Consider the following 21239-nt stretch of genomic DNA (forward strand, 5'->3'; position numbering starts at 1 on the left):
AGGTAAATCTCACATTAATCCCTGTGAGCCTGATATAACGAAGTATTTATAAATCCCTCTGTTTAACTCGTATGTTTGTAGCAGCTTTAATGAAAAAGCCTCGCGAATCTGCGAGGCTTTTATAAGGCTTAAAATTGCATTTTAAAGGGGACACATTATCCAATAATTGCTCTGACCGCTTCAAGGTCCTCGGGCGTATCTACACCAGCAGCAGGCGCTTCTGCTGCAATATCAACATGGATTTTTTCTCCATACCAAAGCACACGTAGCTGTTCTAAACACTCTATACGCTCAAGCGTACTTGGTTCCCAATTAATGTAGGTATTTATGAAGCCTGCGCGGTATGCGTAAATTCCGATGTGCCTTAACAATGGAGACTCTGCATTTGTTCCATTATTAGCGTACGCATCGCGATCCCAAGGAATCGTGGCACGGCTAAAGTACAGTGCATAACCATCTTTGTCCGTCACGACTTTTACAGCATTAGGGTTAAACACTTCATCAACATGAGTGATTTCTACCCCTAATGTTGCCATTGGCGCTTCACTACCCGCGAGGTTGTTCGCTACTTGGTTTATGATGCTCGGTGGGATAAGAGGTTCGTCACCCTGCACGTTTACAATGATATGATCATCTGGGATATTCATCACTTCGATCACTTCAGCAAGACGCTCTGTTCCTGACTCATGTTTAGGAGAGGTCATACAAACGTCTGCACCAAACGCTTTCGCTGCCTTTTCAACTCGAGCATCATCGGTCGCGATAATGACTTTATCTGCACCAGCTTTCACGGATTGCTCATAAACCCATTGAATCATTGGCTTGCCGCCAATATCAGCTAACGGCTTTCCAGGTAAGCGGCTCGATTGATAACGAGCTGGGATGACAACCGTAAATGACATTATTTGCCCTCATCCATTGAGATTGTGCGTGCTTCTGGCTCAAGAAGCACAGGAATACCCTCTTTAATTGGGTATGCAAGGCGATCAAGTTTACAAATCAGTTCTTGCTTATCTTTATCAAAAGTTAATTTACCTTTACACACAGGGCAAGCAACGATTTCAAGTAGACGGTGATCCATAGTATTCCATAACCTCTTTAATTTTTTGCATAACTTTATTTTGTGATGCTTGGTCAAATTGCGCAGAAACAGGCAGATACCACCAATTATCTTGCGCATAACCTTCACATTTCACAGCATCTTTTTCTGTCATTATGATGTTCTCACCCTTTTCAGCAAGAGCGAATAACTCATCTTGGTCAAAATCTTTATGATCAGCGAAACCTTGAGTATGAACCACATCAGCACCAAGGTCTTCCAGCGTTTTGAAGAAACGTGGTGGATGGCCAATTCCTGCAAATGCGACTAATTTTGTCAGCGCTTCTAAAGATGTCCTTTCTCCAGTTTTTAGGTTAACCACTTGGCTAGGTACCAAAGACATCGCCATCTCATTAAATTCTGGTTGTCCACCGTTCGTCACTATAAAATCGACTTCACTTAAACGCGATACGGGTTCGCGTAATGGCCCCAACGGAATCGCTTGTTCATTCCCAAAACGGCGAACACCATCAACCACCACAAACTCGATATCTCTTTCTAAAGCGTAGTGCTGAAGACCATCATCAGTGACAATAACGTCGACTTTAGAGTCTAACAAAGCTCTAACCGCATTAGCTCTAACTGGATCTACAGCGACAGGTGCGCCCGTTCTTTTCATAATCAAACGAGGTTCATCACCACAATGAGCTGCAGGTGTATCTTCAGATAAAACCAATGGATAACTCGGCGCTTTTGCACCATAGCCACGTGAAACAACACCCGGCTTATATCCTTGAGATTGCAACATCTCAACTAGCCAAACTACAACTGGCGTTTTGCCGTTGCCACCCGCCGTAATGTTTCCTACGACTATCACTGGTACAGGCGCTCGATACTTCGCTTTAGTACCTTGCTTATACGCTTGGCAACGCCTTTTACTGATAAAACTAAAGAGTAAACTCAATGGCCACAACAGTGGCCAAAGCAGATACTTTAAAGGGTGATTATCAAACCAAATCTTTTCGACCACGCTTAACTCGTCCCTACTCACCAAACTGAATACGGTGAAGTTGAGCATAGGCACCATCATGCTGAATTAGCTCAGCATGAGCACCACGCTCGACGATATGACCGTCGTCAACAACAAGAATCTCATCAGCTTGCTCAATGGTTGATAGTCGGTGCGCAATCACTAGAACAGTCTTATCTTTCTGTAGCTCATCTAACGCAGATTGAATTGCACGCTCAGACTCGGTATCTAGAGCGGAGGTTGCCTCATCTAAGATGAGTACAGGGGCATCTCTCAACAGTGCTCGAGCAATAGCTAGACGTTGACGCTGACCACCTGACAAGCTTGCACCGTTTTCACCGATGATAGTATCGAATCCATTTTCCATACCTTCGATAAATTCAGTCGCATGAGCCAGTTTTGCTGCATGTTCGATCTGTTCTCGTGTGTATTCTTCTTCTGCAGCATAAGCGATGTTGTTCGCCACTGTATCATTGAACAAATGAACATTTTGCGAAACCAATGCAAAGTGCTGACGAAGATTTTTCAATTCGTAGTCACGAATATCATGACCATCAAGCTCGATAGAGCCAGAGTCTACGTCATAAAAACGAGTAAATAGACTTGCTATCGTACTCTTACCAGACCCAGAGCGTCCCACCAATGCTAGAGTCTTTCCTTGAGGGATGATAAAGCTAACATTTTCTAGAGCAGGAGCATCAGCGCCTTGATATGTGAACGTAACACCTTGAACCTTCACCTCCCCTTTGACCTCTTGAGGCTTCAAAGTACCTGTATTTTTCTCTGTATCCAAATCCATCAAGCCAAACAAAGTTTGACTTGCTGCCATACCTCTTTGGAACTGAGATGTAACGTTTGTTAGTGCTTTGAGTGGCCTCATTAAGCCAAACATAGCTGAGAAAACAACCGTGAAAGTACCAGGAGTAAGGTCAGCTTTAATAGAGTCAACACTTGCCAAGAACAGAACGACCACGATTGCTACCGAGGCAATCATTTGGATAATTGGGTTGGCTGCTGCCTGTGCAGTTACTAGCTTCATTGTCTGTTGACGCATTTGGTTGCTCACTTTGTCAAAACGCTCTTTTTCTACGTCTTGACCGCCGTAAGTTAATACAACTTTGTGACCTTTAAGCATCTGTTCGGAAGCAGTCGTAACCTTGCCCATTGTTGTTTGCATGTTCTTTGAGATCTTTCGGAATCTCTTTGAAACAACATTGATACCAAAAGCTACAACCGGAGCAACCGCAAACAATACCAATGAAAGCTGCCAGCTATTCCAAAACATCAGTACCAATAAGCCGATAATACTTGCTCCTTCTCGAACAATAGATACTAACGCTTGACTTGTCGCTGCTGACACCTGCTCTGAATCATAAGTAATACGAGATAGAAGCGCACCTGTCTGTTCTTTATCGAAAAAAGATACCGGCATATGCATGAAATGATTAAATATCTTGCGGCGTATTTGCATCACTACATTGCCAGAGACCCAGCTCAAGCAATAGGTAGATACAAAGCCACTAATACCGCGAATGAACATCATAGCGAAAATAATAAGTGGGAGAGTTCTTAAGAAATCAGACTCTACACTTCCAAACCCTTCATCAAGTAGTGGCTTCAACAAAGAGATCATATAGGTATCAGAGATCGCGTTAATAACTAGAGCAACTACCGCGACCGCTAACCCTGATTTATACAGTCGAATATAAGTCCAAAGTCGCTTGAAGGTGGCCCAAGTATTTTCATCATTTTCTATAGACATGGAATCGCTTAATTTTTCTCACAATAATCTATCTATTCTACTCCCTTCCTGAGCATCTGCCTATACCATGGCTGTGCTCTATCTTGTCTAATCGAATGATAATTCCAGTCCTTAGTGCCAACGTTGATGGTAATTTGACCACTTTCACCAGTATCTAACCATTTCGCATTAATCGACTGATATCTTTTAACAACCTCTTCATTAGGCATTCCCCATCGATTGCCTTTTGCTAACGATGCAATCGCCAATGTAGGTGAAACAGATTCAATAAAACGGCGGCTCGATGAGGTTTTGCTGCCATGGTGAGGAACAAGCATGACGTCACTTTGTAAGGCAGAGCCTTTTCTCGACAACATCCACTCGCTGACTAATTCGATATCACCAGTCAGCAGCATAGACAATTGACTACGCGGGTCGAACAGGCGTATGACACAGGAATGCGGGTTATATGCGCGCTTTGTCAGCCTGGGCGGCCAAAGAACATCAAACTCCAAGCCTTGCCAATGCCAAACATCACCAGCTATACAGGTATACACTTGAGGTGAAACCTGCTCACTCAATCCCTGGCTACTTCGTACCCAAAAACCTGATTTCGACACCATGAGGTCATCCAAGCCTCCGGCATGATCTGAATCTAGGTGACTTAATATGACACCATCAACAGGCGGGTTAGACCTTTGATGCAATATTGGCAATAACGTTGAAGCGACAACTGAGCCACCTTGCCAATGATTACCTAAATCGTAGAGAAGCGTTCGCCCACCTTTTTCGATAATAACGGCTAATCCATGCCCAACATCCAGTACATCAACTCTCCACTCATTAGACGCCATTTCCGGTGCTGTTTCTCGTAGACTGACTAGTACAAGTAGCAACATGCTCACCCAAGGTCTGAAATAGCGATAAATGAATAAGCTGATGAGTACAGCTAAGCTCATCCATTGGGCTATCTGTACATCAAGCTCCCACCAAAAACGTATCGCCCAAGGAGATGAAATTGAAATAACCTCGAGTAGAGTATCAACAAACTCCCATAGAACCTGCACATGCTCTGATACAAAGATATGAACAAATAAGGCTAGAAAAAGCATCGGCATAACTAGAAAAGTTACCCAGGGCAACATCAGTAAGTTATAGAAAATTGAAGCAGTACTTAAGCCTTGGTAGAAATAAAGAGTCATGGGTAACAACAAGAGTGTAAGTACACACTGAACTTTAACGGCTAAGATTAGCTTGCTGACAAAACTAATATGAGAATGTTTAGTACGCGACATTGAAATTGCATATAGAACGGCCGCTAATGATCCAAAAGAAAGCCAGAAGCTTCCAGTCAGTGCCGAATATGGCCAGATAACGAGAACAATACAAACACTCACTAGAATAAAGTTGAGACTGCTAATGCTTCTCCCCTGCCAAATAAAATAGGCCCCTAAACAACACATTACTAACGCCCTTACCGTTGGTAATGTAAAGCCAGAGAACCAACTATAGACAAGTGCTATAGTTAAACCTGCAACAAAAGGAACCCAAGTCATCATCGGCGTTAAGCATCGTATACTACGCCCTAATTGATAGCCGATGCCAAAGGCCATACCAATGTGCAAGCCCGAAATCGCGACTAAATGAATCAAGCCACTGCTTTTAAGCTCTGACCACCTTTGTTGTGAAATAAAGTCTCGATATCCAAAAGTTAACGCGACGATTAAATCTCGGTTCGATAATGAGTCAAGGTTTCGCGTTATTTGATCAAACCAAATCGCGCGCCAAGATGAAGTAGATTGAATACGATATCGCGTGCCGGACTGGTAAGATGCATGAGCCACTATTTTTTGACTGAAAGAGTAGGTTTCTAAATCAAAACCAGCCTCATTGAGCTTACCTAAGATAGGTTTGATTCTGACGCTCAGTTCAATTGTTTCGCCTTGAGTGACACGAAAAGGGGTAAACAGTCTGACCTTTACCCATTGCCACCTGTCTAATTTATCGCCGTTAATTGATCTAACTACAATTCCGCTTTCATAACCTCGGCTATTTTCACTAAAAAGGCTAACAACCGATGCATTTATGGTAATATCCTGCCCGGACTTAAAGAGTACAGTTGTTTGCTGTTTTACCAAATCACTGACTATTAAAACCACCATTACCCCACAGAGAACACCTCTTAAAGGTTGGGAAACGCTATACTTGGTTGATGCTAATAGAACGAGCAATATCACCCAAGCCCAGTTCCAATGGGGCATGACAGGCCATAGGCTTGCTGACATTAATGTCAAAGCAAAAGACAATAAAAACCAAGTATTAAACAAAAGAGTTACTTCCTATATGCCAAGAAAGTTTATTAAGCGTTTTATGCCTGACCATGAGCTCATCAAGCGTCAGAAAGCATTAAAAGTTTTTGGCAACGTGCTATATAACCCCAATTTATGGTGCTTAAATCGACGTTCAGCCGCAGGGGCGTTTGCAGTGGGTTTATTTATGGCGTTTGTTCCGCTACCAAGCCAAATGATCATGTCTGCAGGCCTTGCCGTTATGTGTGGCGTAAACCTGCCACTGGCAGTTGCCTTGGTTTGGGTAAGTAACCCAGTTACCATGCCAGTCCTGTTTTATTTTGCTTACAAGGTCGGTGCGTTCGTCATGCATGTCCCACCTCAACCATTCCACTTTGAACTTTCTTGGGACTTCATTCTTGCTCAAATGAGTACTATTGGTCCTCCGTTCTTGCTTGGCTGCCTAATCTGTGGCATCGTTTCCGCAATGATCGGCTACTTCGGAATCCGTGGGCTGTGGCGATATTCCGTTGTTAGAAGCTGGAAGAAAAGACAAGTTAGATAGGTATAAGACTGTCACGATAAGCTTCGCTTCAGGGTTAATAAAACAATGAAAGCCGAGCTGTGAAGCAAGAATTAAAACTCTGTTGCATGCTTTTTCAGTAATAGCGCTCGCAATAAATAAAGAAAAAGGATCCCAGTTGGGATCCTTTTTTTATACCGTTAGTAAGTAATTACTTTGAACTTAGTACCGCTGCTGGATTTAGCTTCGCAGCTCGAGAAGCGGGATAGAGGGTCGCCAATAGGCTCAAGACTATCGCTGTACCAGACACCACCAACACATCCACCATATCTAGTTGTGAAGGCAAAAAGTCCACAAAGTAGATATTCCCTGATAAGAACTGGTGGTCAATAAGCGCCTCTAAGCCTTTTATCAAGTGAGTGAGATTGAGTGCCACTAATACACCAATAACACTACCGACTAAGCTACCCAACACACCTGAGAAGGCACCCTGCCAAACAAAAATACGTTTCACCAACCCATCGGAAGCCCCCATGGTTCTTAAAATGGCAATCTCTGAAGCTCGGTCTTTCACCGCCATCATCAGTGTTGATACGATATTGAAACAAGCCACGCCAATAACCAAGACCATAACCAAGTACATGATGGTACGTACTAACTGAATATCTCGGTACAAGAAGCCATACTTTTGCTGCCAACTTCTTAGATATACATACACATCCAATTGGTTACCGACTTCGCGCACAATGTTGTTCGCGTTGAGAACGTCATTTACCTTAAGTGAAACGCCAGTCACAGCATTGCCCAACTTGGCGTAGCTCTGTGCATCCTTTAACGGCACAAGCGCTAAGTTATGGTCTATCTGTCCATTAAGGGTTAATAGCCCCGCTACTTTTACTCGTACACGCTTTGGCGCTTGAACCTTAACAGAACCGTTCGCCGTTGGAATCATCAAGGTTAAGTAGTCTCCGACTTTAGCCCCAATCGTTTCCGCTACTCCCGAACCAAGAATGACTTTTTGTTCACCGCTGTTAAATGATTGCCAAACCGACTTGTCGATAAAGTTGCCTAGGCTCGATACCTGTGATTCAAGCTCTGGATCAATACCACGAACTTCAATCGCCTTAAGCTCTTTTCCGCGCTCTGCTAGAGCTGTAATTTTTACGTAGGGCGCCGCAGCCAATACTTTTTCATGACTCACGGATTCGTCAATCACATGTTGCCAGCGCTCAATCGGTTCATTAACGCCTTCAAATTCACCGTGTGATATAACCGAGAGTACTCGAGATTCAAGCTCGCGTTCAAAGCCGTTCATCGCCGATAAACCAATAATGATTACCGCAACACCCACTGCGATACCCACGGTTGAAGAGAGTGAAATAAAGGAGACCATTTTATCGCGCTGTTTAGCACGGCTAAATCGTCCACCAATCAAAAGAGATAAAGAGGCAAACACTAATTCACCTCCTCATTCACATCCACCAGCAGTCCATCTTGCATATGCAGTTGGCGATCCATCTTAGCGGCTAGTTCGCCATCGTGAGTGACAACTAAAAAAGCCGTATTATATTCACGATTTAGCTCTCGCATTAGGTCGTAAATAGAGAGTGCTGTCGCATGGTCAAGGTTACCGGTAGGTTCATCTGCCAGTACCAGTGAAGGCTTGTTCACTAAAGCTCGAGCAATCGCTACACGCTGCCTTTCACCACCAGACAATTCCGATGGGCGATGATCGACTCGATGACTCAGCCCAACCTTATCTAACAAGGCAGCGGCCTCTTTTTTAGCTTGGCTCGGTTTTACGCCACCAATAAGAAGAGGCATTGCAACGTTTTCTAAGGCAGAGAAGTCCGCAAGCAAATGATGGAATTGATAAACGAAACCTAAATGCTGATTGCGCAACTTAGCTTGCTTGTTCGAGCTAAGCGCCGCGAGATCTTGCTCTAGAAAGTGCACGTTTCCCGATGACGCATCATCAAGTGCACCCAAGATGTGTAGCAAGGTACTTTTGCCCGATCCTGACGTTCCGATAATCGAAACCAGTTCACCCTGCTCAATATCAAAGCTCACGCCTTTTAGCACTTCAGTATCGAGTGAGCCTTCGCGATATGTTTTACGGATGTCGCGACATTGAAGAAAATTACTCATAACGAAGAGCCTCAGCAGGTTTAACAGAAGATGCGCGATAAGATGGGAATACCGTCGCAATTAGACTAAGTGCGATCGCTAAAACAACGACCACGACAATTTGAATAGGATTAATCAAGATTGGCAAACTGCCACCAAACGAGAACAAGGCGACCCCCATAACTTCTAGAACGGTATTGAGATTCATCGCCAATACAACGCCCAAGATACCGCCAGAGAGAGCACCAATCACTCCACTACTCGCCCCTTGAACCATGAATATCCCCATCACTTGTCCATCAGGCATTCCCTGTGTTTTAAGAATCGCCACTTCAGATTGCTTCTCCATTACCACCATAATCAAGGCCGAAATAATATTGAAAGCGGCCACTCCGATGATCAAGCCAAGCATCAGGCCCATCATGTTTTTTTCCATGCGAACGGCTTGGAACAACTCACCACGTTGGTCACGCCAGTCACTCCACTCCCAACCTTCTGGTAGAGGCTGTTCAGCCAAATCTGCGACTACAAATGGGTCTTCAAAAAACAGTCTCCACCCCGAGATAGTATCCGACTTAAATCGCATTAAACGGCCAGCATCTTCAATGTGAGTCACCATTAATTGAGCATCGATATCCGAACCCGTATTAAAAATACCAGCGACGGTAAAATTGCGCTGACTTGGAATTCGACCTAATGGCGTATATTGGCTGGCTGAAGTCACCATTAGGCGCACTTTGTCACCCAACGAGACTTTGAGGTTTCGCGCCAATGTATGGCCCAAGAATAACTGATACTCGCCTGCCTTCAATGAAGACAAACGCCCAGCAATAAGGTGGTTTTGCAATGGATCGTCAGAAGCAGGCTCAATACCAATCAACAAACCCGCTGCCAATTGAGCAGGGCTTTGAATCACTGCCTCACTGCGGACTAAAGGTTCAACATGCCCTTTCAACGAAAGTTGTTGAGCGAAGGCTGGAGGCGTATCTGTGAGCTGTGTCTTCGCATCACTTTCATAGACTACCGCTTGAGGTAAGACACCAAGGATACGGTCTTTGAGCTGCGCTTCGAATCCATTCATTACTGACAAAACAGTAACTAACGACAACACACCTATAGTGATTCCTGCCGTTGACATATAAGAGACAAAACGGCTAAAGCGATCCCCTGAACGGCCTTTTAGATAACGCAGACCGATAAACATTGAAATAGGATGAAACATACTTTGAACCATCGAGTAGAGTTGCGGGTTAATGTAACGGGAATTACTTTCGGTGTGTAGGGGTCAACTGCAAATATAGAGTGAATTCACCGAATTAGTGGGCGATGACGCACTGTAAGGCACCATTTTCGCTTCAAAAACAAACTATTTGCTACTTTGCTAATACCAACCTTGATTACTGTAGCCACATAGCGATAATCAATAGATCACTTCAAGGAACTAAAGCATGTCAGAGCAAGAATTTTTCACCGTCCACCATAGCCTTACCGCCAACATCGAGCCGATGGCTGAAGATTTTGTTCTCCCATCGCAAATCCAGTTCGAATCTGAGATTCCAGCTCCGTTTGTGGTAGCGAGTGAATTCAGCCAACTTGATCTAATGGCAGACAGTGCGCGTAAAGAGTTAAAAAACAGCGACCTCAAAAACGTCATTAGCTTGCTTGATGCTCAAAACTCTAAACTCAACTTACTGCTCAGTTTTATGCTCTCTCAGCAAGACCAAGCCGAGTATCGTACACATACATACAGTTTTGGTGCGAGCCAGTTCTCTTGCTTTACTCAGTCGGATATCACTCAGGGAAGCTATGTAAAAGCTAAGTTGTTCCTTGAACATCCGGCCGCCGCTGTATATTGCTACGCTCAAGTAAGCAGTTCAGTACCAAGAGACGGCGGATTTGAAGTTCTATTTAAATACGCGCATCTGCGCGACACAGACCAAGATCTATTGATCAAAGCAGCCTTACATCAACAACAGAAACTGCTTCGTCAACGCTCACTCGATCGAGATAACAAGTAAATCCCATGACCGATACATCGATTTTTACGTTACCGACGCCAAGCGGCGCAGGGGACAAAAAACATTTAGGTAATCTAATTGGCTCTTCACTGGCAGCCTCCATCGCTGGCCTAGCTGAACAACATAACAGCCATACATTGCTCGCGGTGCCTGACCCACAAATTGCTCTCAAATTACAGTCCGAGATCGAGCAGTTTACCCAGCATTCAGTAAACCTATTTCCTGACTGGGAAACGCTGCCCTACGATAGCTTCTCTCCTCACCAAGAGATCATCTCTGACCGTATTGCTCACCTGTATGCGTTACCGACTCTAAAAAACGGGATCACGATTGTACCGATCAGCACGCTATTGCAACGCCAGTCGCCAAGAGAGTTCCTGCTTCAACACACCCTGATGGTAAAAACAGGCGATCTTTACTCACTAGAAAAACTGCGTCTACAGCTTGAAAAATCTGGCTATCGTTATGTTGATCAGGTATTTGGTCCGGGTGAATACGCCAGTCGAGGCTCGATCTTAGATCTGTTCCCAATGGGCAGCAAAGACCCATATCGTATCGACTTTTTTGATGATGAGATCGATACCATTCGTACCTTTGATCCGGAAAATCAGCGCTCAATCGCCGATATTGATGAGATCCGCCTTCTTCCTGCTCATGAGTTTCCAACATCAGATTCGGCTATCGAAGACTTTCGCATTCGCTGGCGTCAGCAATTCGAAGCGCGTCGCGAGCCTGAATCTGTTTATATGCAGGTCTCCAAAGGTACATGGCCTGCGGGTATTGAATATTGGCAGCCGCTTTTCTTTGATCAAACCGAAACCTTGTTTGACTATGTCGCGGACGACACACAAATCTTGGCACTGGGTGATATCGAACAAGCTGTCGATACCTTCTTATCTGACGTAGAACATCGCTACGAGCAGCGCGGTGTCGATCCATTACGTCCACTGTTATCGCCTGACCAGCTTTGGCTGAAAAAAGATGAGCTATTCAGTCACTTTAAGCAAAAAGCACAAGTGGTACTGAGTGTTGAGAGCTTAGAGGAGAAAGCGGGACGTACAAACCTACCCGTTTCAGCACTGCCAGATCTTAGTGTCCAACATCAGAACAAAGAGCCGCTTGCTAACCTACGCAAATTCACAGAATCATTCTCAGGCAAGATCGTATTCTCGGTAGAGTCGCAAGGTCGACGAGAAGCATTATGTGAACTACTGCAAGGCATTAAGATTCGTCCTGTCGAAGTCGAGACACTACTGCAATCATTATCAGAGAAAGACAAATTCAACCTCGTTCTTGGTTCTGCTGAGCATGGCTTTATCGATAATCAACGTGAGCTTGCCTTCATCTGTGAAAGTGATCTCCTTGGTGACCGCGTCATTCAGCGCCGCAAGAAAGACAAAAAGAGCGTTAACAGCGACACGGTTATTCGCCATCTTGCAGAGCTAAAACCTGGGCAACCTGTGGTTCACATCGACCACGGTATTGGCCGTTATATTGGCTTACAAACTCTCGAAGCCGGTGGCATGAAAACCGAATACGTAACACTTGAGTATCAAAACGATGCCAAGCTTTACGTTCCGGTTGCTTCACTAAACCTTATTGGCCGCTACTCAGGTGGCGCAGAAGAGACAGCTCCTCTACATAAACTCGGTGGCGAAGCGTGGCAGAAAGCGCGTAAGCGTGCCGCAGAGAAAGTGCGAGACGTTGCTGCAGAACTTCTTGATGTATATGCCAAACGTGAGCTAAAGCCGGGCTATAAATTTGTATTAGACCGTGGCCAATACGCCACCTTTAAAGCGGGCTTCCCATTTGAAGAAACCGATGACCAATCGATGGCCATTAATGCCGTTATGTCTGACATGTGCCAACCAAAGGCTATGGATAGACTGGTGTGTGGTGATGTGGGCTTCGGTAAAACAGAAGTGGCAATGCGCGCTGCATTTGTCTGTACCGATAACGAAAAGCAAGTTGCGGTGCTAGTACCCACTACCCTGCTAGCACAACAGCATTTCGAGAACTTCAGAGATCGCTTCGCTAATTTGCCAATTCGTGTCGAAGTGCTTTCGCGCTTTAAGTCAGCGAAAGAGCAGAAACAGATCCTTGCCGACGTTGCTGAAGGCAAAGTCGATATTGTGGTTGGTACGCACAAACTGCTTTCAAGTGATATCAAGTTCCACGACCTTGGCTTGTTGATTGTCGACGAAGAACACCGTTTCGGCGTTCGACAAAAAGAAAAAGTTAAAGCGATGCGTGCTGATGTAGATATCCTCACCCTAACTGCAACGCCAATTCCAAGAACATTGAATATGGCGATGAGTGGCATGCGTGACCTTTCCATCATCGCGACACCACCAGCTCGACGATTGGCCATCAAAACCTTTGTTCGTCAAAGTGATGATGCAGTGATAAGAGAAGCGGTACTGCGTGAAATTATGCGTGGTGGTCAGGTCTACTTCTTACATAATCAAGTCGACACCATAGAAAAGACCGCAGAGTCGCTACAAAAATTGATTCCAGAAGCCCGAGTAACGGTTGCTCATGGTCAGATGCGTGAACGCGAACTAGAACGCATCATGAATGATTTCTACCACCAGCGCTTTAACCTACTGGTGTGTACGACCATCATTGAAACCGGCATCGACGTACCAACGGCTAACACCATTCTCATGGATAGAGCGGACAATCTCGGTTTGGCGCAACTACACCAACTGCGTGGCCGTGTAGGTCGTTCACACCACCAAGCGTATGCATACCTACTAACGCCGCATCCAAAAGCGATGACCAAAGATGCGATTAAGCGACTCGATGCTATCGCTTCACTCGAAGATCTTGGCGCTGGTTTCACTCTAGCAACTCATGATTTAGAGATCCGTGGCGCCGGTGAACTACTTGGTGATGAGCAGAGCGGTCAAATCCAATCGGTTGGCTTTAGCTTGTACATGGAGATGTTAGAACAAGCGGTTGAAGCACTTAAAGAAGGTAAAGAGCCGTCACTTGATGATCTTCTTCGCGAGCAAACAGAGATTGAGATGCGTCTACCTGCGCTACTGCCAGACGACTACATCCCAGACATCAACACTCGCTTGTCGACATATAAACGCATCGCTAGTGTGGCCAACAATGACGAATTGGCGGAACTAAAAGTCGAGCTTATCGATCGCTTTGGTGTACTACCAGATGCGACCAAGAACTTATTGTCAGTATCTGAACTGAAACTAGCAGCGGCGGCAATCAAAGCTAAGAAGATTGAAGCTCACGATAAAGGTGGTTTCTTAGAATTCTACCCAGACGCTGACATAAACCCAGCGTACCTTGTTAAACTATTGCAATCTCAACCGCAAAAGTTTTCAATGGAAGGGCCAACTAAGTTCAAGTTTACGGTACCATTGGTAGACAGACGGAAGCGAATTCAATTTGTCGGTGATCTTTTGGGCGAATTTAGACAAAACTTGCTGCCTGCAAGCTAATTCCACTCTTTTCACTGAGCATTTAATTTATCCAGCCGGATCTCCGGCTGGGATACGGAGTAAAAATGAAACGACTGATCCCACTACTACTATTGTTAGTCTCTATGCCGAGCTTGGCACAAAGACAATTTGATATAGAAGTGATCATTTTCAAGCGTGCTGTTGATGCTGAACAAGTCAATGAATCATGGCCAAACAGCCTTCCTGAAATCTCTCTTGAGCGTGCAGGCTCTTTCCAAAACTCTCAGTTTCGTGCTCAAAAAGGCGTAGAGATGTTGCCTTACTCAGCATATGAGCTAAACGATGAGAAAGAAAAGCTGCGCAAACACGCAGGCTTTGAAGTCTTAATGCATACCGCTTGGCGCCAAGGTGACGAAGGTCGTAATGCAGCGCCAGTGTTCCGTATTCAAGCAGGCAAAGATTACTCGCAATCTTTTAACGCTGATGGTTCAGAGAAGAGCGCCGTTGTTACAACCAATGCGGAAGGCATTAAAGAAGAGACTATCGATAAGCCTCTTTATGAGCTGGATGGTAAGCTGCAAATCTACGTTCAGCACTATCTATACGCGGAGACAACTCTAGATCTGAAAGCACCAAGTGTTCGTGAAGTCACACTTCAAGAGCAGCAAATCGAACTAGACTCGCCAGTTAGTGGCGGCGACAGTACTATCCAGGTAGGCAATTTGACTGAAATCTCTCCAACAGTAAAAGTTGAAGAATTCCTAAAAAGCTACCGTATGGACCAAAAACGTCGTATGCGCAGTACCGAAACCCACTACCTAGATCACCCGCTACTAGGTATGATCATTCAGGTTCGTCGCGTCGCGCAGTAACCAAAGCTGTCAATAAGCTACACTTAATATGTTATCGATACGCCCTCCTAGTGAGGGCGTTTTGTTATTAGGAGGGCAATATGAGTCCTGATTTTCACATAGTGACCCGCAACTTAGTCCTCAGAATCATAGAAGCATCTGATGCACCAGAGTTTGCTCAATGTATCCAGCAATCACCGAGCCTATCGCGTTGGATTGATTGGTGTCATACCGAGTACTCCCAGCAAGAGGCAGAAAAGTTCATCCTCGCCACTCGACTCAACTGGGTCAAAGCAGATGCGTTCGGTTTTGGAATATTTGACCGAGAGAGTGACAAATTAATGGGGATGGTGGCCATCAACGAGCTTTATCACACCTTCAATATGGCAAGCTTAGGGTATTGGGTTGCAGATCAATACCAAAGACGCGGCATCGCAAAAGAGGCCATGTTAGCGCTGTTTGAATTCTGTTTTGCTCAGCTCAAACTCACTCGTCTAGAAGTTGTATGTGATCTTGATAATTTACCAAGCCAACACCTGATCGAAGCATGCGGTGCAGAGCGTGAGACCATTGCTCGAAACCGGTTTATCTTCAATGGTGAGCCTAAGGATGGTGTGGTGTACGCTGTGCTACCTCCTGGGTGCTAGAATTTCCTCCACCAACTCTCTTTCTAATCAAGCCGCAACAAATGCGGCTTTTTTTGTCTTTAAAACAACCAACTAAGAGTGAGCCTTACTTCTTTCTCTCATTTTTCTTCCCATAATTCTCAGAGTTAAATATACTGTGTATATATACAGGTATTTAACTATGCATGAACTGATCAAAAATCTACAAGACCGCCAACTTATCTGGAAAGGTCTGCAGCCTAGTACACAAGGGCAAACTCACTCTACAGGATACCCTGAGCTCGACAATCAGCTTAATGGGGGCTTCCCTACGCACGGTGTCATAGAGGTCGAATCCCAATCTGGTTTAGGAGAGATCCGCTTACTGACGCCCTACCTAGCGCAACAAAACGCCCAGCGACTTGCTGTATTTATTAACCCTCCAGGTCATGTATGTGGTGAGTTCTTTGATGCTCAAGGGCTATCCCTTCATAACATTCTTGTGATTACTCCGAGTAGCGATATCGAAGCGTTATGGGCTGCTGAGCAATGTCTAAAAAGTGGTGCCTGTCACTCTGTACTTTTATGGGGAACGGAACTTGAGATTCATCAAACCAAGCGTTTACAAGCAGCGAGTGAAACGGGTCGTTGCCTGCAGTTTCACTTTAAGAGCGGTAGCCATAATCAACTCTCTTTGCCCGTGTCACTGAGCATGAAATTATCACCGCATCATCTTGGTTTAAAAGTGGAAGTTATCAAGCGCAAAGGCAGTTGGTCGTACGGCAGCTTGGTCATAAACATGCAGCAACAGTGGCCACTTTTAACAGAGCAAGCATCTGCAGAGCTGCACGACAATTCAACCATCATCCCTTTCCCAATTGCGAAACAAGGGTGATCTATGTTGTGGCTCTATCTGCATTTTCCATCATTACAGCTGGATAGCTTATTTAGTGGTGACAAGCAAAACGAACACCCGTTGATTATCGTTGATGAAAAAACGCATAAGGTGATTCAGGCCAATAGCTTAGCTTTGGACTCAGGAATAACGCTTGGTATGGGGCTTGGTTCGGCTGCCGCTCTCAATCACGAACTCCAAGTGCTGCCTCATCGCGCTGAGCTTGAAGAAAATCGCCTCAAGGAGATCGCACATTGGGCCTATCTAGTCACCTCGGATATGGCTCTATTGCCACCAAATGGGCTTTTAATTAAGACTTCAAACATGTTGTCGCTCTATGATGGGCTCGACAATTACTGGATCACATTAAAACAGCATCTCTCTACATTAAATGTCCAATTCCACTTCGCCACTGGCTACTCACCACTAGCAGCTATTTTGCTCGGGAAAAAGTCACTTAATTTAATCACGAGTGACACCGAGACAATGAAGCACCGTGTTCAGCAACAGTGCTTAACCAGCACCGAATTACCATTTAAACAGGTCGAGCGTTTACAGCGTGTTGGTATGGATACAGTTGGAGACTTATTGAAACTATCGATCCAAGATGTCGCGCGCCGATTTGATATTGATCTGGTGAACTACGTTGGACGCCTAAATGGACAATTTAAGCACCCTATTGATTTTTATCATCCACCCGAAAAATTCGAACAATATCTAGAGTTACTGTTTGATATCGAGAACCTGCAGTTTATTGAGAAACCACTGACCAAATTACTCACACAGCTTGAAGCCTTTTTGAAACTCCGTGACCGTGTCGCTTTTGAAATCAAACTCACTTTGCATCTGCGAGACTGTGAGGACCACAGCGTGCCTTTTTTCTCTGCACAGGGAGATTACCTTGCCACTAAGTGGGCACAACTTACCCACCTTAGCCTAGAGTCTGTCACGATTAATGCTCCAGTTCAGGGGTTAACCTTAACCTTAGTTCGCCATGGAGAGCCTCAGGCGACCTATCATGATCTGTTTGATGGCAACACAGGAACCCTAGCATCACTAGACTTGCTTTCACTCCTGCAAGCTAAACTAGGGCAAGCAGCGATTCACTCGCCTTTCACGCATCAAGACCCAAGGCCAGAGAAAGCCAATCAATACTCATTGCCCAACTTAGCGTCTCAAGCTAAGGGGACAGAACCTTCAACGATTAATGACACTTCCTCATCATCACACAAGCGCTTAAGGCCAAGCATCTTATTGCCGACACCAGAACCATTAACTACGCCTGTAACGTTGTCTCAAGGCCCTGAGCGTATTGTTTCTGGCTGGTGGGATGGTGAGAAAGTGATTCGAGACTATTTCATCGCCCGTTGCGAAACCGGACGTTGGCTATGGGTGTTCCGCACTCCAAACAAAGCATGGTTTATCCATGGGTTATTTAGTTAAGCGGATTCAACAATCAGCTCAGTTTCGGTCATACATACCCATTAACCGCCGAGCAGACCAACCGCCCCGCAGACACATTTTCATTAGGACTTAACACGCTATGGCACAGCACTACTCTGAACTATTTTGTCAAAGCAATTACTCTTTCCTAGAAGGAGCGTCCCATGCTGAAGAGTTGGTTCTTCAAGCGGATTTTCTGCGTTACAACGCTTTAGCTGTCACTGACGAGTGCTCTGTTGCCGGTATCGTGAAAGTACATGCCGCAATAAAACAGCACCAGTTAGCACTAAAACAGATCGTCGGCAGTATGTTTTGGCTCAATGAAGAGTGCCAGCTCTTGTTGCTATGCCCGGATAGACAAGCTTATGCGGAGCTATGCCGAATCATTACCAATGCTCGTAGACGCAGTGAAAAAGGACATTACCAACTCTCTGAGTGGGACATCATGTCTGCCAAGCACTGTTTGGTGATATGGCTTCCTCAACAAACTGCTCAAGATAATCACTGGGGAAGCTGGCTCAATCAGCATCACTCAGGCCGACTTTGGATAGGGGTTCAGCGTCACCTTAAACAGGGTGATCAAGAGTATGTAGCTCATTGCTCGACACTTGCTCAGCACCTCCAACTTCCTATCACGGCCTGTGGTGGCGTACTGATGCATAATGCCAACCGCCTACCACTACAACACTCTCTTACGGCAATAAAACATCAATGCTCCGTGCCCGAAGTTGGCAGTCACTTACTGGCTAATGCAGAGCGCTGTTTGCGTAGCATTAATAAGCTCAACCATATATTCCAAAAGTCCTGGCTGGATGAGAGCAACCACATTGCGAGCTTATGCCAGTTTGACCTTGATAGCTTGCGTTACGAGTACCCAAGTGAATTGATTCCTGCGGGGCAAACGCCAAACCAATACCTCAGAAACTTGGTCGAACAAGGCAAGAAAAGCCGCTTCCCTGACGGGATACCCCATGATATTGAACAGATCATCGAGAAGGAACTGAACTTAATTGAAGAACTCGATTACCCCTTCTTCTTTTTAACCATTCACGACATCGTAATGTTTGCCAAACAACAAGGCATTCTTTACCAAGGCAGAGGCTCTGCGGCAAACTCTGTGGTGTGCTATTGCCTTGAGATAACGTCGGTCGACCCGCGTCAGATATCAGTACTCTTTGAACGCTTCATCAGTAAAGAACGTAATGAGCCACCTGATATCGATGTGGATTTTGAGCATGAGCGTCGCGAAGAAGTTATCCAATATATCTATCAAAAATATGGTCGAGAGCGTGCAGCATTAGCGGCTACCGTGATCTCCTATCGTTTTAAGAGTGCAGTACGAGATGTAGGAAAAGCGCTAGGGCTGCAAGAGACACAGCTGGATTACTTCATTAAAAACACCAACCGCCGAGATAAGCATCAAGGTTGGCAAGCACAACTGACACTGCTTGGGTTACAGCCAGACTCTCTCAAAGGGAAACAGTTTATCCATTTGGTCGATGAGATCATCGGCTTTCCACGCCACTTATCTCAACATGTGGGCGGCTTTGTGATCTCTTCAGGACCGCTTTATGAGCTTGTTCCTGTAGAAAATGCGGCCATGCAAGAACGTACGATTATTCAATGGGATAAGGATGACTTAGAAGCGCTTGGCCTACTCAAGGTCGATGTATTAGCACTTGGTATGCTATCTGCAATCCGTAAGTGCTTCACCATGATCCAGCAGCACTATGGGCGATCACTGTCGATTGCAGAGATCACTCGTTTACAAGACGATCCCAATGTCTACGGCATGATTCAGAGAGCCGATACGGTGGGCATCTTCCAGATCGAATCTCGTGCACAAATGAGTATGCTGCCGCGCCTAAAGCCAAGGAGCTATTACGACTTAGTGATTCAAATCGCCATCGTACGGCCGGGGCCTATCCAAGGTGATATGGTACACCCCTTTTTGAAGCGAAGAGATGGACAAGAACCCATCGACTACCCCTCCTCTGAGGTTAAATCAGTACTCTCTCGCACATTGGGCGTCCCTATTTTTCAAGAACAGGTCATTAAGCTCGCCATGGTTGCTGCTGGCTTTACGGGTGGTGAAGCCGACCAGTTACGACGAGCAATGGCGGCTTGGAAAAAGAACGGTAACGTATTTAAGTTTAAATCTAAGCTCATTGATGGGATGCAAAGTCGCGGCTACGATATCGCCTTTGCCGAGCAGATCTTTAAACAGATTTGTGGCTTTGGTGAGTATGGATTTCCCGAGAGCCACTCCGCTTCTTTTGCCGTGCTGGCGTACTGCTCCGCGTGGTTAAAGTTCTATTACCCAGAATGCTTCTATGCGTCATTGTTAAATAGTCAACCCATGGGCTTCTACAGTCCATCACAACTAGTGCAAGATGCACAGAGACACGGTGTAAAAGTACTTCCGGTATGCGTTAATGCCTCACAGCGAGACCATATCGTCGTTAATCAAGAGCAGAAGTTAGCCATTCGACTCGGTTTAAGGCAAGTGAAAGGCTTAAGTGAACAAGCAATGGAGAGCTTAGTCGCTAATCGCCCTTACCAAGGCTACCGCCATCCAAATCAGGTCACTCAACTCTCCATCAACCGTAGAGATATTGAACTATTGGCTTCAGCGAACGCAATGCACAGTGTATCCGGTGATCGTTTTCAAACCCGTTGGGCTTTAATGGATTCAGCTTCTGAATTGCCACTGTTTAGAGACATACACGAATCCCCCCAGCCACTGCGCCAACCCAATGCGACACAAGATCTATTAGAAGACTTTACCAGTACAGGTATCTCTCTCAACCAGCACCCAATAAGCCTACTTGAGCAAGCAAATAAGCTCGGGCGCTTTACTCACATGCAAGATCTTAAGCATCAAAGAGATAAATCCATGGTCACGGTTGTGGGTGTCGTGACAGGAAAACAGTCGCCGGGTACAGCAGCAGGCGTGACCTTTTTTACCCTAGAAGACAATACCGGCAATATAAATGTAGTGGTATGGAAGGCAACCGCTCGCTGTCAACAACAAGCCTACCTCACCGCAAAAATTTTAAAGGTGAAAGGAATTATAGAGAAAGAAGGTGATGTACTTCATGTGATAGCAGGCCAGCTTATTGACCTAACGGATGAATTAGAAGGTTTGAAAACTCAGTCACGGGAATTTCATTAATATGGTGAGAGTCGAGAGGTAACTGTTTGTTTCAAAGCCATTATCATAGAAGTGACAAAACCCCAAAAACAGAAAA

Annotated in this window: 16 protein-coding genes; 8 read left to right on the forward strand and 8 right to left on the reverse strand. The window is 45.2% G+C overall.

The features are described from left to right. Positions 1 to 155: 155 nt before the first annotated feature. Genes kdsB through FIV04_RS09735 form a run of 5 tightly spaced genes read right to left on the reverse strand, consistent with a single transcriptional unit; the run spans position 156 to position 6137 of the window. Positions 156 to 902, reverse strand: a complete 747-nt coding sequence (gene kdsB / locus FIV04_RS09715; protein ID WP_152469018.1) for a 3-deoxy-manno-octulosonate cytidylyltransferase — start codon at positions 900 to 902, stop codon at positions 156 to 158. Continuing rightward, the gene (locus FIV04_RS09720) at positions 902 to 1081 is read right to left on the reverse strand and encodes a Trm112 family protein (protein WP_032552063.1); all 180 of its coding nucleotides are present in this window, start codon (positions 1079 to 1081) and stop codon (positions 902 to 904) included. Before FIV04_RS09720 ends, kdsB begins: the two co-directional genes overlap by 1 nt. Continuing rightward, complete coding sequence (gene lpxK, locus FIV04_RS09725; RefSeq protein ID WP_152469561.1) at positions 1062 to 2069, reverse strand: tetraacyldisaccharide 4'-kinase; 1008 nt, start codon at positions 2067 to 2069, stop codon at positions 1062 to 1064. Before lpxK ends, FIV04_RS09720 begins: the two co-directional genes overlap by 20 nt. Before the next feature lie 13 nt (positions 2070 to 2082). Beyond that, positions 2083 to 3831, reverse strand: a complete 1749-nt coding sequence (gene msbA, locus FIV04_RS09730; protein ID WP_152469019.1) for a lipid A ABC transporter ATP-binding protein/permease MsbA — start codon at positions 3829 to 3831, stop codon at positions 2083 to 2085. A 32-nt stretch (positions 3832 to 3863) separates the two neighbouring features. After that, the gene (locus FIV04_RS09735) at positions 3864 to 6137 is read right to left on the reverse strand and encodes a DNA internalization-related competence protein ComEC/Rec2 (RefSeq protein WP_253895342.1); all 2274 of its coding nucleotides are present in this window, start codon (positions 6135 to 6137) and stop codon (positions 3864 to 3866) included. 16 nt (positions 6138 to 6153) lie between these two features. Between FIV04_RS09735 and FIV04_RS09740 the strand changes: the two genes are divergently transcribed. Continuing rightward, the gene (locus FIV04_RS09740; protein WP_032552060.1) at positions 6154 to 6663 is read left to right on the forward strand and encodes a DUF2062 domain-containing protein; all 510 of its coding nucleotides are present in this window, start codon (positions 6154 to 6156) and stop codon (positions 6661 to 6663) included. Between the two features lie 169 nt (positions 6664 to 6832). Here the strand turns inward: FIV04_RS09740 and lolE are convergent, their stop codons facing one another. From lolE to lolC, 3 genes are read right to left on the reverse strand one after another with little or no spacing between them, the layout of a single operon-like run. After that, positions 6833 to 8077, reverse strand: a complete 1245-nt coding sequence (gene lolE / locus FIV04_RS09745; protein ID WP_152469020.1) for a lipoprotein-releasing ABC transporter permease subunit LolE — start codon at positions 8075 to 8077, stop codon at positions 6833 to 6835. After that, on the reverse strand, positions 8077 to 8769 hold the full coding sequence (gene lolD, locus FIV04_RS09750; protein WP_152469021.1) for a lipoprotein-releasing ABC transporter ATP-binding protein LolD: 693 nt from the start codon (positions 8767 to 8769) through the stop codon (positions 8077 to 8079). The genes lolE and lolD overlap by 1 nt, the downstream gene beginning before the upstream one ends. Beyond that, entirely contained in the window at positions 8762 to 9970 is a 1209-nt protein-coding gene (gene lolC, locus FIV04_RS09755) for a lipoprotein-releasing ABC transporter permease subunit LolC (RefSeq protein WP_172974238.1), read from the reverse strand. Before lolC ends, lolD begins: the two co-directional genes overlap by 8 nt. Positions 9971 to 10196: 226 nt before the next feature. Here lolC and FIV04_RS09760 point away from each other — a divergent pair, with 226 nt between their 5' ends. From FIV04_RS09760 to FIV04_RS09790, 7 genes are all read left to right on the forward strand, one after another. Beyond that, positions 10197 to 10766 (forward strand): PilZ domain-containing protein, encoded by a 570-nt coding sequence (locus tag FIV04_RS09760; RefSeq protein WP_152469023.1) that lies wholly within the window; start codon positions 10197 to 10199, stop codon positions 10764 to 10766. Between the two features lie 5 nt (positions 10767 to 10771). Further along, positions 10772 to 14233, forward strand: a complete 3462-nt coding sequence (mfd, locus tag FIV04_RS09765; RefSeq protein ID WP_152469024.1) for a transcription-repair coupling factor — start codon at positions 10772 to 10774, stop codon at positions 14231 to 14233. Between the two features lie 65 nt (positions 14234 to 14298). Beyond that, positions 14299 to 15066 (forward strand): peptidoglycan binding protein CsiV, encoded by a 768-nt coding sequence (locus FIV04_RS09770; protein ID WP_150868960.1) that lies wholly within the window; start codon positions 14299 to 14301, stop codon positions 15064 to 15066. 80 nt (positions 15067 to 15146) lie between these two features. Further along, positions 15147 to 15692 carry a GNAT family N-acetyltransferase gene (locus FIV04_RS09775; RefSeq protein ID WP_152469025.1) on the forward strand — a complete coding sequence of 182 codons (546 nt, stop codon included), beginning with the start codon at positions 15147 to 15149 and terminating at the stop codon, positions 15690 to 15692. 160 nt (positions 15693 to 15852) lie between these two features. After that, positions 15853 to 16545, forward strand: coding sequence for a translesion DNA synthesis-associated protein ImuA (gene imuA, locus FIV04_RS09780; RefSeq protein ID WP_150868962.1), 693 nt, complete (start codon positions 15853 to 15855; stop codon positions 16543 to 16545). A 3-nt stretch (positions 16546 to 16548) separates the two neighbouring features. Next, positions 16549 to 17988 carry a DNA polymerase Y family protein gene (locus FIV04_RS09785; protein WP_152469026.1) on the forward strand — a complete coding sequence of 480 codons (1440 nt, stop codon included), beginning with the start codon at positions 16549 to 16551 and terminating at the stop codon, positions 17986 to 17988. A 100-nt stretch (positions 17989 to 18088) separates the two neighbouring features. Then, complete coding sequence (locus tag FIV04_RS09790) at positions 18089 to 21163, forward strand: error-prone DNA polymerase (protein ID WP_152469027.1); 3075 nt, start codon at positions 18089 to 18091, stop codon at positions 21161 to 21163. Positions 21164 to 21239: the final 76 nt, after the last annotated feature.

It is taken from the genome of Vibrio sp. THAF190c (assembly GCF_009363355.1).
Taxonomy (GTDB): Bacteria; Pseudomonadota; Gammaproteobacteria; order Enterobacterales; family Vibrionaceae; genus Vibrio; species Vibrio fortis_A.